The organism is Streptoalloteichus hindustanus, assembly GCF_900129375.1.
Taxonomy (GTDB): Bacteria; Actinomycetota; Actinomycetes; order Mycobacteriales; family Pseudonocardiaceae; genus Streptoalloteichus; species Streptoalloteichus hindustanus.
Window position 1 is genome coordinate 150,202 of sequence record NZ_FQVN01000001.1, and the last position, 14,583, is coordinate 164,784.

Annotated in this window: 10 protein-coding genes and 1 pseudogene; all 11 read right to left on the reverse strand. The window is 72.5% G+C overall.

Annotated features, from left to right (window positions below; all coding sequences use genetic code 11):
• Positions 1-72: 72 nt before the first annotated feature.
• The 11 genes and pseudogenes from BUE43_RS00765 to nuoE all read right to left on the reverse strand — a co-directional run bounded on the left by BUE43_RS00765 (position 73) and on the right by nuoE (position 14,571).
• Positions 73-1,047: a polyprenyl synthetase family protein gene (locus BUE43_RS00765; RefSeq protein WP_073479388.1), complete on the reverse strand. Its 975-nt coding sequence runs from the start codon at positions 1,045-1,047 to the stop codon at positions 73-75.
• 70 nt (positions 1,048-1,117) lie between these two features.
• A complete protein-coding gene (gene nuoN, locus BUE43_RS00770) occupies positions 1,118-2,689 on the reverse strand; it encodes an NADH-quinone oxidoreductase subunit NuoN (protein WP_234995465.1) in 1,572 nt (523 codons plus the stop codon).
• A gap of 40 nt (positions 2,690-2,729) precedes the next feature.
• Positions 2,730-4,295, reverse strand: coding sequence for an NADH-quinone oxidoreductase subunit M (locus BUE43_RS00775; protein ID WP_268844403.1), 1,566 nt, complete (start codon positions 4,293-4,295; stop codon positions 2,730-2,732).
• Positions 4,292-6,262: an NADH-quinone oxidoreductase subunit L gene (gene nuoL / locus BUE43_RS00780; RefSeq protein WP_083959209.1), complete on the reverse strand. Its 1,971-nt coding sequence runs from the start codon at positions 6,260-6,262 to the stop codon at positions 4,292-4,294. Before nuoL ends, BUE43_RS00775 begins: the two co-directional genes overlap by 4 nt.
• 25 nt (positions 6,263-6,287) lie before the next feature.
• Positions 6,288-6,587: an NADH-quinone oxidoreductase subunit NuoK gene (nuoK, locus tag BUE43_RS00785; RefSeq protein WP_073479389.1), complete on the reverse strand. Its 300-nt coding sequence runs from the start codon at positions 6,585-6,587 to the stop codon at positions 6,288-6,290.
• Positions 6,588-6,982: 395 nt separating this feature from the next.
• Positions 6,983-7,825: pseudogene (locus tag BUE43_RS00790) on the reverse strand (NADH-quinone oxidoreductase subunit J); the annotation flags it as partial.
• On the reverse strand, positions 7,822-8,382 hold the full coding sequence (gene nuoI / locus BUE43_RS00795; RefSeq protein ID WP_073479390.1) for an NADH-quinone oxidoreductase subunit NuoI: 561 nt from the start codon (positions 8,380-8,382) through the stop codon (positions 7,822-7,824). The gene nuoI and the pseudogene BUE43_RS00790, both read right to left, overlap by 4 nt.
• Entirely contained in the window at positions 8,369-9,826 is a 1,458-nt protein-coding gene (gene nuoH, locus BUE43_RS00800; protein WP_083959211.1) for an NADH-quinone oxidoreductase subunit NuoH, read from the reverse strand. The genes nuoI and nuoH overlap by 14 nt, the downstream gene beginning before the upstream one ends.
• Entirely contained in the window at positions 9,823-12,405 is a 2,583-nt protein-coding gene (locus BUE43_RS00805) for an NADH-quinone oxidoreductase subunit G (protein WP_073479391.1), read from the reverse strand. Before BUE43_RS00805 ends, nuoH begins: the two co-directional genes overlap by 4 nt.
• Positions 12,405-13,691 carry an NADH-quinone oxidoreductase subunit NuoF gene (nuoF, locus tag BUE43_RS00810; protein ID WP_073480147.1) on the reverse strand — a complete coding sequence of 429 codons (1,287 nt, stop codon included), beginning with the start codon at positions 13,689-13,691 and terminating at the stop codon, positions 12,405-12,407. Before nuoF ends, BUE43_RS00805 begins: the two co-directional genes overlap by 1 nt.
• Positions 13,692-13,773: 82 nt before the next feature.
• Entirely contained in the window at positions 13,774-14,571 is a 798-nt protein-coding gene (nuoE, locus tag BUE43_RS00815) for an NADH-quinone oxidoreductase subunit NuoE (protein WP_083959326.1), read from the reverse strand.
• Between the last annotated feature and the right edge of the window lie 12 nt (positions 14,572-14,583).

A 14,583-nucleotide genomic window follows, 5' to 3' on the forward strand; every position in this document is an offset into this window, starting at 1 on the left:
GCCGGCGTCCGGCCGTGTTCGGCTGTGTTCGTTCATAGTCCGGCCGACCGGACGTTCCGCGGCCCCGATGGCTCAGTGGGACCGGGCGACCATGTAGTCGGTCAGCGACTCCAGCGCGTCGCGCGCCGGGCAGGACGGCAGCACCGCCAGCTCGGCCCGCCCCCGGTCGGCGTACTCGACCAGGGTCGCCCGCGCCCGCGCCAGCCCGGTGGACTCGCGCAGCAGGTCGAGGGCCTCGGTCACCAGCGCGTCGTCGGTGATCGGGGCGGCGAGCAGCTCGCGCAGCCGGTCGCCGCGCGGCCCCTCCTCCTCCAGCGCGTACAGCATGGGCAGCGTGAGCACGCCCTCCCGCAGGTCCGTGCCCGGCGTCTTGCCCGACTCGGTCGCCGGTGAGGCGATGTCGATGACGTCGTCGGAGATCTGGAAGGCGGTGCCGATCACGTCGCCGAACCGCTCCAACGCCGCCACGTGCTCCGGCGCGGCCCCGGCGAACATGCCGCCGAACCGGCCGCAGGCCGCGATGAGCGAGCCGGTCTTCTCCGCGACCACGGTCAGGTAGTGCCGCACCGGGTCGTCGCCGTCCGACGGGCCCACCGTCTCCCGGAGCTGACCGGTCACGAGCTGGGAGAACGTCTCGGCGAGCAGCCGACCCGCCTCGGTGCCCAGGTCAGCGACCAGCCGCGAGGCGTGCGCGAACAGGAAGTCGCCGGTGAGGATCGCGACCGTGTTGCCCCAGCGCGCGTTCGCGCTGGCCGCGCCCCGGCGCATCGTGGCCTCGTCCATCACGTCGTCGTGGTAGAGCGTCGCCAGGTGGGTCAGCTCGATCACGGCCGCGGCCGTGACCACCTCGTCCCGCGTCGGGTCGCCGAAGTGCGCGGAGAGCAGGGTGAACAACGCGCGGAAGCGCTTGCCGCCCGCGTCGACCAGGTGCAGCGACGCCTCGGTGAGCAGACCGAAGTCGTGCTGCACCACGGAGTGCAGCAGGGCCTCCACGCGGTCCAGCCCGGTCCGCACCCCGTCGGCCAGGACGGGGTCGGCCAGGTCCATGCGGGCGTTGTTGTGCCCGCCCCCCGTTGATGTACTCGTCGTCACGTCTCCGTCGCCCTCATCGCCGCTGTCACGGGGCGAATGCGAGCCCGGGGCCGGCCCAGTCGAGGGCGACCGCGGGGTACACACCCAGCAGCAGCGTAACCAGGACTCCGAGTGTGATGGCCACGGTGGTGAAAACTCCGGGCACCGTGACGGTCGGGCCGTCGGTCGCGGGCTCGCTGAAGTACATCAACACGACCACGCGGAGGTAGAAGAACGCGGCGATCGCGCTGGCCACCACGGCCACCACGACCAGGGGCGCCATGCCGTCGTCCACCGCGGCCGTGAACACCACGAACTTGCCGACGAAACCGCTGGTCAGCGGGATTCCGGCGAGCGCGAGCAGGAGGAAGGTGAACACCGCCGCCGTCAGCGGCGACCGCTTGGCCAACCCCGCCCACTGCGACAGGTGCGTCGCCTCGCCGTTGCCGTCGCGCACCAGGCTCACGATGCCGAACGCGGCGAGCGTGGTGAACCCGTAGGCCAGCAGGTAGAACAACGTCCCGGAGCGCCCCTGCTCGGTCAGCGCGATCGAGCCGACCAGCAGGAACCCGGCGTGGGCGACCGACGAGTAGGCGATCATCCGCTTGATGTCGGTCTGGGTGAGGCCGAGCACCGCGCCGATGACCATCGAGGCGATGGCCACCGCCCACAGCACGCCCCGCCACTCCCAGCTGCTGGCCTTGAAGGCGACGTTGAGCACCCGCACGATCCCGCCGAAGGCGGCGACCTTGGTGCAGGCGGCCATGAACGCCGTGACCGGCGTGGGCGCGCCCTGGTAGACGTCCGGGGTCCAGGTGTGGAACGGGCCGACCGAGCCCTTGAACAGCAGGCCGACCACGAGCAGGCCCAGGCCCACGTAGAGCAGCGAGTCCGAGCGGTCGTTGCCGGCGGTCGCCTCCGCGATGGCCGACAGCTTGACCGAGCCGGCGTAGCCGTAGAGCAGCGCCAGGCCGTACAGGAAGAACGCCGAGGCGAACGCGCCGAGCAGGAAGTACTTGACGGCCGCCTCCTGGGAGAGCAGCCGGCGCCGGCGGGCCAACCCGCACATCAGGTAGAGCGGGAGGCTGAGCACCTCCAGCGCGACGAACATCGTCAGCAGGTCGTTGGCGGCGCAGAAGACCATCATCCCGCCGAGGGCGAACAGGGTCAGCGGGAAGATCTCGGTCTGCATCCCGCTGGTCGCCGCCTGCGCGCGGTCCTGGACGGTGCCGGGCCGGATGGCGGCCTGCGCGACGAACGAGCCGCCCGGCTCGACCGACCGGTCCGCGATCAGCAGCACCGCGCCCAGTGCCAGGGCGATCAGCGTGCCCCAGAGGAACAACGTGGGCCGGTCGATGGCGAGGGTCCCCGACAGGGTGGTCACCGGGGCCGCGGACCGGCCGACGTACCAGCCGAAGGTGACGCCGGCCGCGCCGAGCGTCAGCAACGTCAACGCGACCTGCGACGACCACCGCACGTGCCGGGGGAAGAACGCCTCCACCAGCACGCCGAGGCAGGCGCCGGCGAACACGACCAGCATCGCGCCGATCGCGCCGTAGTCGACCTCCGGCGCCGGCACCGAGCCCTGGGCGAGCACGGTCCACGACGCACCCGACACGGGCGTACCGAACACAGCGGACACGCTCAGTGCGCTCACCTCACTTGCCTCCCTGCGCGACCGGGTCCGCCAGGCCGACCTCGGTCATCGTGGCCGAGACCGACGGGGTGACCACGTCGAGCACCGGCTTCGGGTAGATGCCGAGCCCCAGCACCAACACCACCAGCGGGGCGAGCACGACCAGCTCGCGCGCGGACAGGTCGGACACCTTCGCCCTGGCGGGGTCCTCGACCGCCCCGGGTCCCGAGGCCAGCCCGACCAGGGCGTCGCCCCGGACCGGGCCGTGGAACAACCGCTGGTACAGCCAGAGCACGTAGACCGCGGCCAGGACCATGCCCAGGGCGGCGAGCACCGTGTAGACGGGCTCGCGCGGGTAGGAGCCCAGCAGCACCAGGAACTCGCTCACGAAGGAGTTCGTGCCCGGGAGGGACAGCGTGGACAGCCCGGCGAGCAGGAAGAGCCCGCCCAGCACGGGCGTCAACCGGGCCATCCCGCCGTAGTCGCTGATCCGCGTGGACCCGCCGCGCGCGATCACCATGCCGATGACCAGCAGCAGCATGCCGGTGGCGACGCTGTGGTTGATCATGTACGAGACCGCGCCCACCTGGGACTGCGTGCTGAAGGCGAACACGCCCAGCGCCATGAACCCGAAGTGCGCGATGGACACGTACGCGATGAACCGCTTCAAATCCCGCTGGCCGGTCGCCAGCAACGAGCCGTACAGCACACCGACCACGGCGAGCACCAGCACCAGCGGCGCGAGCTCCTGGCTGGCCTTCGGGAACATCGGCAGCAGGTACCGCAGGAAGCCGAACATCCCGACCTTGTCCAGCACGCCGACCAGGATCACCGACACCACGATCGGCGCCTCGGCGGCCGCGTCGGGCAGCCAGGTGTGCACCGGCACCAGCGGGGCCTTGATGGCGAAGGCCGCGAAGAAGCCGAGGAAGAGCCAGATCTGGGTGGACAGCGGCGCGTCCCGCACGACGGCCACCAGCGTGGCCCAGTCGAAGGTGCCCCTGCCGAGCCGGCCGGCGGCGTAGACGTAGGCGCCGATCGCCGAGGCCAGCATGAACAGGCCGCCGAGGAACGAGTACAGGAAGAACTTGACCGCCGCGTACTGCCGGCGGGCGCCGCCGTAGCCGCCGATCAGGAAGTACATCGGGATCAGCATGATCTCGAAGAGCACGTAGAACAGGAACACGTCGGTGGCGGCGAAGACGCCGACCACCAACCCCTGCTGGACCAGGATCAGCCCCAGGAACCCGCCCGCCGTGCGGGCGGCCGGCAGCTTCTCCCGCCAGGCCGCGCCGACCACGACCGGCCCCAGCAGCGCGACGACCGCGATCATCACCAGCGCGATGCCGTCCACCCCGAACGACAGGTGCACGCCGAACGCGGCGATCCAGTCCACCGAGCTGGTCAGCTGCAACCGCGCGCCCGCCGGGTCGTACCCGGCCCACAGGACGGCGGCGAGCACCAGCTCCACCAGCGAGAAGCCCAGCGCGACCTGCTTGGCCAGCCGGTCGTTGCCACGCAGCGACGCCACCACCGCGCCGCCCAGCAACGGCAGCACCATGAGCGTCACCAGGGAGGCTGCGTTCACGCGAACCTCACCACCATCAGCGCCGCGACCACCAGGACCGAACCTCCCAGCATGCTCAGCGCGTAGGAGCGCACGAAACCCGTCTGCAGCCGGCGCAGCCGGCCGGAGGAGCCGCCCAGCAACGCGGCCAGGCCGTTGACCAGACCGTCGACGCCCTTGTTGTCGACGTAGACCAGCGCCCTGCTCAGCCAGACGCCGGGCCGGGCGACCAGGGCCTCGTTCAGCGCGTTGCCGTACAGGTCGGCCCGCGCCGCCCTGACCGGGAGGGACACCCGCCGGGGGCGCTCGACCGGCACCGGCTTCCGGCCCACGACCAGCCACGCCGCCAGCGCGCCCAGCGCGGACAGCGCGACCGTGAGCACCGGGACCAGCGCGTGCGGCAGGACGCCGTGCTCGGCCTTGCCCAGCTCGCCCAGCGAGGGCGTCAACCAGGTCGCGAGCCGGTCGCCGGAGGCGAGGAACACGCCAGCGCCGACCGAGCCGACCGCGATCAGGATCATCGGCACGGTCATCACCGCGGGCGACTCGTGCGGGTGGTAGTCCCGGCCGTCGGCGGACTTCAGCCGCTCCCACCGCTTCTCGCCGAGGAACACCAGCAGCATCAACCGGGTCATGTAGAACGCGGTCAGCCCCGCGCCGAGCAGGGCCGCGCCGCCGAACACCCAGCCGCGCCAGCCCTCCTGGCCGAACGCGGCCTCGATGATGGCGTCCTTGGAGAAGAAGCCGGACAGCCCGGGGAAGCCGATCAGGGCCAGGTAGCCCAGGCCCCAGGTGGCGAAGGTGATCGGCATGTGCCGCCAGAGGCCGCCCATCCGCCGGATGTCGCCCTCGTCGTTCATGCCGTGCATCACCGAGCCGGCGCCGAGGAACAGCCCCGCCTTGAAGAAGCCGTGCGTCAGCAGGTGCATGATGCCCAGCGCGTAGCCGAACGGGCCGAGGCCGACCGCCAGGATCATGTAGCCGATCTGGCTGACTGTCGAGTAGGCCAGCACCTTCTTGAAGTCGTCGTAGGCGCAGCCGATGACGCACCCGACCAACAGCGTGAACGCGCCGACGGCGGTGACCACCAGCCGGCCGTCCGGGCTCAGGTCGTAGATCGGGTTGGACCTGGCGATCAGGTACACGCCGGCCGTGACCATGGTCGCGGCGTGGATCAGCGCGGAGACCGGGGTGGGGCCGGCCATGGCGTCGGGCAACCACGCCTGCAGCGGGAACTGGCCCGACTTGCCGCACGCGCCGAGCAGCAGCAGGAGGGTGATCGCCAGCAGCTCGCCCGAGGAGAACTCGCCGGCCCTGGCGAAGACCTGGTCGTACTGGGTCGTGCCGAGGGTCCGGAACATCATGAAGATCGCGATCGCCAGGCCGACGTCGCCGACCCGGTTCATCACGAACGCCTTCTTGGCCGCGGTGGCCGCCTCCGGCCGGTGGTGCCAGAACGCGATCAGCAGGTACGAGGCCAGGCCCACGCCCTCCCAGCCCAGGTACAGCGTCACGAAGCTGTCGCCCAGCACCAGGACCAGCATCGCGGCGACGAAGAGGTTGAGGTAGGCGAAGAACTTCCTGCGGTTGTCGTCCCCGGCCATGTAGCCGACCGAGTAGACGTGGATCGCCGCGCCCACCCCGGTGATCAGCAGGACGAACACCAGCGACAGCGGGTCGAGCCGCAGTCCGAAGTCCACCTGGAGCGCGTTGACCGGGATCCAGGAGAACAGGTGCAGCCCGCGCACCCGCTCCCCGGCGGGAAGCCCGGCGCTGTCGAGGAACAGCGCCAGCCCGTAGCCGAACGCCGCGATCACGGTGAGGCAGCCGAGCAGGTGGCCCCACGCGTTGGTGCGGCGACCGCCGAGCAGCAGCACCGCCGCGCCGAACGCCGGCAGCGCGACCACCAGCCAGGCGAACTGGGCGACGCCGGTGGCCGCGCCCGCCTCGGCGGCGACGGCGGCGGCCGGGCCGTCGGCCAGGATCATTCCCGTCCTCGTCACGTGCGCCCCTCTAGTACTTCAACAGGTTGGCGTCGTCGACCGAGGTCGAGCGACGGGTCCGGAAGATCGCCATGATGATCGCCAGCCCGACCACCACCTCGGCGGCCGCGACCACCATCACGAAGAACGCCATGACCTGGCCGTCCAGCGACCCGTTGATCCGGGCGAAGGTGACCAGCGTCAGGTTCACCGCGTTGAGCATCAGCTCGACGCACATGAACACCACGATCGCGTTGCGGCGGACGAGCACGCCGACCGCGCCGATGGTGAACAGCAACGCCGACAGCAGCAGGTAGTAGGTCGGGGTCACCGCGAGACCTCCCCCGAGGGCTGGGCCGCCGATGGCGGGACGGACCGGTCGTCCTGGGCGTCGGGCGCGCCGCGGGCGTCCGGCGTGCCGTCAGCCGGGCCGCGGTCGGCGTGGCCGTTGCCGGTGTGCTCCGCGGGAGCGGGCTCGGCCGGCGGGTCCTCCGCCGGCACCCCGTCCCCGGGCTCCGCCCCGGTCGGCCGCTCGCCCCCGCCCGGCTGCTCGGCGCCCTTCTGCTCAGCGTCCTTCTGTTCGGAACCCTTCTGCGCAGCGCCCTTTTGTTCGGGGCCCTCCTGCTCCGCGCTCCCCTGGTCGCTGTCGGTTTGGGCGGCGCTGTCGGTTTGGACGGCGCTGTCGGCCTGGTCGGCACTGTCGGTCCGGCCCGCACCGCCCTGGTCGGCGGCCGTCCGCTCCGGCCCGTGCGGCGCCAGGGCGTGCGCGTCGGGGCCTGGCAGCTCGTCGGCGACCTCGGCGATGTCGGCGTCCAGCCGGCGGCGCGAGGTGGACTCGATGATCTCCGACAGCGACTCGGGCGCGACCGAGCCGTCCGGCAGCAAGGCCGGCACCGCGACCGAGCTGGCGGTGGCGAACACGCCGGGGCCCGGCAGTGGCGAGGGGCGGGCGTGCTCGCCGCGCAACCTGGCCTCGACCAGCTCCCGCTGCGTGCGCCGCGCGCCCGAGCGCTTGTCCACGAAGGCCAGCACCATCGCGCCGATGGCCGCGGTGATCAGCAGCGCCGAGGTGAGCTCGAACGGGAAGAGGTAGTCGGTGAAGATCGCCCGGCCGAGGTTCACCACGTTGCCGTTGCCGGCGTTGACCTGGGCCAGGCCGGCCGGCTGCACCTCGACCAGCGCCCTGGCCAGGCCGGCGGCCAGCAGCGCGGCGAACCCGACGCCGAGCAGGCCGGCGGCCAGCCGCTGGCCGCGCAGCACCTCGACCACCGAGTCCGAGCTGTCCCTGCCCACGAGCATGAGCACGAACAGGAAGAGCATCATGATCGCGCCGGTGTAGACGATGATCTGCACGAAGCCCAGGAACGGCGCCTGCTGCACCATGTACAGCACGCCCAGGCACAGCATGCTGAGCACCAGCCACAACGCGGAGTGCACCGCGTTCCTGGCGAAGATCATGCCCAGTCCGCCGGCCACCGCCAGCGGGCCGAGCACCCAGAACGCGACGGCCTCACCGGTGCCGACGGCGTCGGTGGCGGCCTGCGCGGCGAGGGTCAGTCCCGCGGTCACTGCGCGTCCTCCGCGTCCCCGGGGCCGTTGGTGAACGTCTGCCCGGCCCTGCGGGCCAGCTCCGGCCCCTTCACGTAGTAGTCCTGCTCGTCGGCGCCCAGTCGCATCGGGTGCGGCGGCTGCTCCATGCCGGGCAGCAGCGGCGCGAGCAACTGGTCCTTGGTGTAGATGAGGCGCTGCCGGTCGTCGTCGGCCAGCTCGTACTCGTTGGTCATGGTGAGCGAGCGGGTCGGACACGCCTCGACGCACAGGCCGCAGCCGATGCACCGCAGGTAGTTGATCTGGTACACCCGGCCGTACCGCTCGCCGGGCGAGTACCGCTCGTCCTCGGTGTTGTCACCGCCCTCGACGAAGATCGCGTCCGCGGGGCAGGCCCACGCGCACAGCTCGCAGCCGACGCACTTCTCCAGGCCGTCGGGGTGCCGGTTGAGCTGGTGCCGGCCGTGGTACCGCGGCGCGGTGACCTTCTTGACCTCCGGGTACTCCTCGGTCACCACCTTCTTGAACATCGTCGAGAAGGTGACGCCGAAGCCCTTCAGCGGATCAAGCAGTCCCATCGCCGTCCTCCTTCGCGGGGTTGGCGTCGTCGCGGGCGGGGCCCCCGCTCGCCGACGCCGGCACGGCCGCCCGGTCGGCGACCGGGAGCTGCGCGACCGGCACGGCCGGCCGGCGGGCCGGCGGCTTCGGCACCCGCAGGTCCAGCGGCGGCAGGGGGTAGTCGCTGCCGGCCAGCGGCACCTCGTCCTCGGGGCGCGGCGCCGGCCGGTCCGGGATGAGGAAGACCACCAGCAGCAGCACGGCGAGCACGATCCCGCCGATCACCAGGATCTGCTGGCTGGTGATGCCCTGGGTGTTGCGCAGCACGCGGATCGTGGTCACGGCGAGGATCCACAGCAGGCTGACCGGGACCAGGACCTTCCAGCCCAGCCGCATGAACTGGTCGTACCGCAGCCGGGGCAGGGTGCCGCGCAGCCAGACGAAGACGAACAGGAAGACCAGCGTCTTGCCGAGGAACCACAGCAGCGGCCACCAGCCGGTGTTGAGCACGCCGTCGCCGACGGCCGACAACGGCCACGGCGCGCGCCACCCGCCCAGGAACAGGGTGGTGGCCAGCGCGGAGACCGTGACCATGTTGATGTACTCGGACAGGAAGAACAGCGCGAACTTCAGCGACGAGTACTCGGTGTGGAACCCGCCGACCAGCTCGGACTCCGCCTCGGGCAGGTCGAACGGCGCGCGGTTGGTCTCGCCGACCATGGCGATGACGTAGATGACGAAGCTGACCGGCAGCAGCCAGGCGTACCACCGGTCGGCCTGGGCGGCCACGATCCCCGAGGTGGACAGCGTCCCGGAGTAGAGGATCACCGCCACGAACGACAGGCCCATCGCGATCTCGTAGGAGATCACCTGCGCGGCCGAGCGCAGCGAGCCGAGCAGCGGGTACGGCGACCCGGACGACCAGCCGGAGAGCACCACGCCGTAGACGCCCATGGACGAGCAGGCCAGCACCACCAGAACGCCGACCGGCAGGTCGGCGAGCTGGAGCGCGGTCCGCTCACCGAAGATCGACACCTCCGGGCCGAGCGGGATCACCGAGAACGCCAGGAACGCGGGGATCGTGGAGATCACCGGGGCCAGGAAGTACACCCACCGGTCCGCGAGGACCGGCCGGATGTCCTCCTTGAACGCCAGCTTCAGGCCGTCGGCCAGCGACTGGAGCAGGCCGAACGGGCCGACCCGGTTCGGGCCGGCCCGGTGCTGCATCCTGGCCACGACCCTGCGCTCGAACCAGATCATGAGCAGGGTCAGCACGACCAGCAGGGCGAAGATCGCGACGACCTTGACCACGATCAGCCAGAGCGGGTCGTCCGCGAGCAGCTCGGGCACCGTGTTGCGCGGTCCCTCCGCATAGCTCGGGTGCGGGTGTCCCGCGAGATCCTGCGGGTGCGGGTGTCCCGCTGGGATCAGGTCCAGCTGCCCCGCGCGAAGCGGCGCGCTCATGCCTCACCTCCGGTGGTGGCGCCGGCGCCGGCCGGCGCCACGGGCTCGTCCTCGCTCCCGGCCGGCGTCACGGTGACCAGCGCGCCGTGTCCGCCCAGGCTGCGCCGGACCGTGGCGGGGCCGGAGTTCGCCGGCAACCACACCACGTCGTCGGGCAGGTCCCCGGGCTCGGCGGGCAGCGTCACCGACCCCCGGTCGCCGGCGACGGTGACCGGACGGCCGAAGACCACGCCCAGCCGCTCGGCGGTGGCCGGGGACATCCTGACGACCGCGGGGCGGGCCGTGCCGGCCAGGTGCGGTTCGCCGTCCTGGAGCGAGCCGTTGTCCAGCAGCTGCCGCCAGGTCGCGAGGAGCACCCGGCCGTCGGTCGGAGGGAGAGCCGGCGCCGGCTCCCGGCGGGGCGGCTCGGCCCGTTGTCCACTGTGGACGACGTCGGTCAGCCGGGCCAGGTCGGTGGCCGCGGCCTCCGGCGTCTGGGTGAACAGGTCGGCGTCCATCTCGATGGCGAGCGTGTCGAGCACCCGGCAGTCGGACAGGGCGCCGGTGCCCTCCAGGATCGTGCGGAAGTCCCGCCGCCGGCCCTCCCAGTTGAGGTAGCCGCCGGACTTCTCGACCGCCGGCGCCACCGGGAGCACGACGTCGGCGTGCTCGGTGACCGCGCTGGCCCGCAGCTCCAGGCTCACCACGAAGCCGACGGCGCGCAGCGCGCGGTCGGCCAGCTTCGGGTCGGCCAGGTCGTACGGGTCCACCCCGCCCACCACCAGGGCGGACAGCTGGCTGTTCGCCGCCGCGGCGACGATGCCGTCGGTGTCGCGCCCCGGCCGGTCGGGCAGCGAGCCGGCCGGCAGGCCCCACGCGTTCTCCACCTCGGCCCGCGCGGCCGGGTCGGCGACCAGCCGGCCGCCGGGCAGCAGCGTCGGGGCCGCGCCCGCCGTCAGCGCGCCGCGCTCGCCGGCGCGACGCGGCACCCAGGCCAGCCGCGCGCCGGTGGCCTCGCCGAGCCGCACCACCGCCGACAGCAGGCCGGGCACCTCGGCGGCCCGCTCGCCCACGAGCACCACCGCGCCGGGCTCGCGCAACGCCTCGGCGACGTCGGCGCCCTCGGGGTGGGAGACCAGCGCCGCGACCACGGCCGCCTCGGCGCCCGGCGCGCACGCGAGCAGCCCGCCTCCGGCCGGTCGGCGCTCCGGCCCCAGCTTGGTCGCCGTCTTCTCGACGGCGGGGGTGGACCACTGTCCGATGTGGAAGACCCTGGTCCGGCCCTTCCGCGCGGCCTTGCGCAGCCGCAGGAAGACGATCGGCGACTCCTCCTCGGGCTCGAAGGCCACGCACAGCACCGCGGGCGCGGCCTCCAGGTCGGCGTAGGTCACCCCGCCGGTGTCCGGCGTGGCGCCCACCACCGCGGCGGCCAGGAACTCCAGCTCCTCGGCGGAGTGCGGGCGGGCCCGGAAGTCGACGTCGTTGGTGCCCAGCGCCACCCTGGCGAACTTCGCGTAGGCGTAGGCGTCCTCGACGGTCAGCCGCCCGCCGGTCAGGACGCCGACCCCGCGCTCCTCCCGCGCCGCCAGCAGGCCCTTCGCCGCGACGGACAGTGCCTCGGTCCACGACGCCGGCCGCAGCTCACCGCTGTCGCCGTCGCGGACCATCGGCCGCGTCAGCCGGTCGGCGGCGGTCGCGTAGGTGAAGGCGAACCGGCCCTTGTCGCAGTTCCACTCCTCGTTCACCGCCGCGTCCTCGCCGGCGAGGCGGCGCATCACCTTGCCGCGCCGCCAGTCCGTGCGCTGGGCGCAGCCGGAGGCGCAGTGCTCGCAGACGCTCGGCGTCGACAGGAGGTCGAACGGGCGGGCGCGGAACCGGTAGGCCGCGCTCGTGAGCGCGCCCACCGGGCAGATCTGGATGGTGTTGCCGGAGAAGTAGCTCTGCTCCCCGGACCCGGCGGCGCCCTCGATCTCCGCCGTCCCGGCCGTGCCGACCTGCTGGTCGGCGCCGCGCTCCAGCAGGTCGAGGAACCGGTCCCCGGCCACCTGGGCGGAGAACCGCGTGCACCGCTGGCACAGCACGCACCGCTCCCGGTCCAGCAGCACCTGCGCCGTGACCTGGATCGGCTTCGGGAAGGTCCGCTTCCGGTCCACGAACCGGGAGTCCGAGCGCCCGTGCTTCAGCGCCTGGTTCTGCAGCGGGCACTCGCCGCCCTTGTCGCAGACCGGGCAGTCCAGCGGGTGGTTGATGAGCAACAGCTCCATCACGCCCTGCTGGGCCTTGTCCGCCACCGGCGAGGTGCGCTGCGTGCGCACCACCATGCCGTCGGCGACCGTCATCGTGCACGAGGCCTGGGGCTTCGGCATCGGGCGGCCGCCCATCTCCACCTCGACCAGGCACTGCCGGCAGGCGCCGGCCGGGTCGAGCAGCGGGTGGTCGCAGAACCGGGGGATCACCACCCCCAGCCGCTCGGCGGTGCGGATCAGCAACTCGCCCTTGGGCGCGACCACCTCGACCCCGTCGATCGTGAGGCGGACGTGCCCCTCGGGGACGGGCGGCTGGTCGGTGTCCCGCTGGGACTTCTCCGGGGCAACGGTCATCAGTGGGCTCCCGCCAGTGCCGTCTCGGTCGCCTGCCGCGCCGGCTGGTTCCGCTCGCACAGCTCGACGAACTCGTGCCGGAAGTACCGGATGGCGCTGGTGATCGGGCTCGTCGCGCCGTCGCCGAGCGCGCAGAACGACCGGCCGAGGATGTTGTCGCAGATGTCCAGCAACGTCTCGATGTCCGCCGGCGTGCCCTCGCCCGCCAGCATGCGGCGCAGGATCTGCACCAGCCAGTAGGTGCCCTCCCGGCACGGGGTGCACTTGCCGCAGGACTCGTGCTTGTAGAACTCGGTCCACTTCATCACGGCCCACGGCACCGACACCGTCTCGTTGAACACCTGGACGGCGGTGGTGCCGAGCATCGAACCGGCCGCCGCCGCGCCCTCGAAGTCCAGCGGGACGTCGAGGTGCTCGCGGGTGAACAGCGGGGTGGACGAGCCGCCGGGGGTCCAGAACTTCAGCGGGACGCCGCCCTTCATGCCGCCGGCCAGCTCCAGCAGCTCGCGCAGCGTGGCGCCCATCGGCGCCTCGTACTGGCCCGGCCGCTCCACGTGCCCGGAGATCGAGTAGATCTTCGGGCCGGGCGACTTCTCGGTGCCCATCGCCCGGAACCACGGGGCGCCGCCGAGCACGACGTACGGGACGCTCGCGATGGTCTCGACGTTGTTGACCACGGTCGGCGAGGCGTACAGGCCCTCGGTGGCCGGGAACGGCGGCTTGAGCCGGGGCTGGCCGCGCTTGCCCTCCAGCGAGTCCAGCAAAGCGGTCTCCTCGCCGCAGATGTAGGCCCCCGCCCCCGCGTGCACGACGACGTCGAGGTCGAAGCCCGAGCCGAGGATGTTCCGACCGAGGTAGCCGGCGTCGTACGCCTCGCGCACGGCGGCGTGCAGCCGGCGGATGCAGTGCAGCACCTCGCCCCGCACGTAGATCGCGGCGAAGTTCGCCCTGATCGCGTAGGAGGCGATGACGATGCCCTCGATCAGCGAGTGCGGATCGGCCATCATCAGCGGCACGTCCTTGCACGTGCCGGGCTCGCCCTCGTCGGCGTTGACCACGAGGTAGTGCGGCTTGCCGTCGTTCTGCGGGATGAAGCCCCACTTCAGGCCGGTCGGGAAGCCCGCGCCGCCCCGGCCCCGCAGGCCGGAGTCCTTGATCAGCTGGATGAGCTGGTCGGGGTGGGCGGCCAGCGCCCTGCGCAACGCGACGTAGCCCTCAAGCTGTTCGTAGGTGCGCAGGGTCCACGAGCGCGGGGACAACCAGCGGCGGGTGAGCACCGGGGTCAGCGGGCTGGTGGCCCGGCCGTCCCCGCCGTTCCCGGGGTTCCCAGGGTTCCCGGGGTTCGCAGTGTTCGTCACGCCGCCCCCTCTACTTCTTCTCGGGCAGGTCGGGCAGGGGCGCCTCGTCCGGCATCGGCGGGGCGGTCCACTGCCGTTCGTTGGCGATCCGGGCGCCGCGCACCGTCTCCGGCGCGGCCGACGGTCCGTCCACGTCGGACTCCCGGCCGGTGAAGAACCCGGCGAGCTGCAGCTCCGCCTGGCGGAAGTCGGTCAGCGGGGCGCCGCGCGTCGGCTGGGGGCGCCCGCCCGCCCGGAGCTCCTTCACCAGCTCCAGCGCGGACTCGGGCGTCTGGTTGTCGAAGAACTCGTAGTTGACCTGGAGCACCGGGGCCAGGTCGCACGCCGCCAGGCACTCGGCGTGCTCCAGCGTGACCGAGCCGGGCGCGCCCGGCTCGCCGGCGGTCTCCTCGTGGCCGAGCGGCCGGCCGTCGCTGCCCAGGTAGGTGGCCAGCCGGCGGTAGATCGCGTCGCCGCCCAGCACCGCGCACAGCGTGTTGGTGCAGACGCTCACCAGGTGCTCGCCGCAGGGCCGCCGCTTGTACATGGTGTAGAAGGTCGCCACCGCGCTGACCTCGGCGAAGGACAGGTCGAGCTGCTCGGCGCAGAACGCGACGCCGGCCTGGCTGACGTGCCCCTCCACCGACTGCACCAGGTGCAGCATCGGCAGCAGGGCCGACCGCGACCTCGGGTACCGGGCCGCAATCTCCTTCGCCCTGGTCCTGGTCTCCTCGTCGAAGACACCGGTGTCGATCGTGTCCGGCGTGCCCTGGGCGGTCGCGGCGCCCGGGGCGGACGGCGGGCCGCCCGCCGCGCCTGCGGTGTTCATGGAGGTCTCCTC

Coding starts and splice junctions, on each gene's coding strand:
- nuoL (WP_083959209.1), bottom strand. CDS start 6,262: ATGATCCTGGCCGACGGCCCGGCCGCCGCCGTCGCCGCCGAGGCGGGC.
- nuoH (WP_083959211.1), bottom strand. CDS start 9,826: ATGAGCGCGCCGCTTCGCGCGGGGCAGCTGGACCTGATCCCAGCGGGA.
- nuoI (WP_073479390.1), bottom strand. CDS start 8,382: ATGGGACTGCTTGATCCGCTGAAGGGCTTCGGCGTCACCTTCTCGACG.
- BUE43_RS00805 (WP_073479391.1), bottom strand. CDS start 12,405: ATGACCGTTGCCCCGGAGAAGTCCCAGCGGGACACCGACCAGCCGCCC.
- BUE43_RS00765 (WP_073479388.1), bottom strand. CDS start 1,047: ATGGACCTGGCCGACCCCGTCCTGGCCGACGGGGTGCGGACCGGGCTG.
- nuoE (WP_083959326.1), bottom strand. CDS start 14,571: ATGAACACCGCAGGCGCGGCGGGCGGCCCGCCGTCCGCCCCGGGCGCC.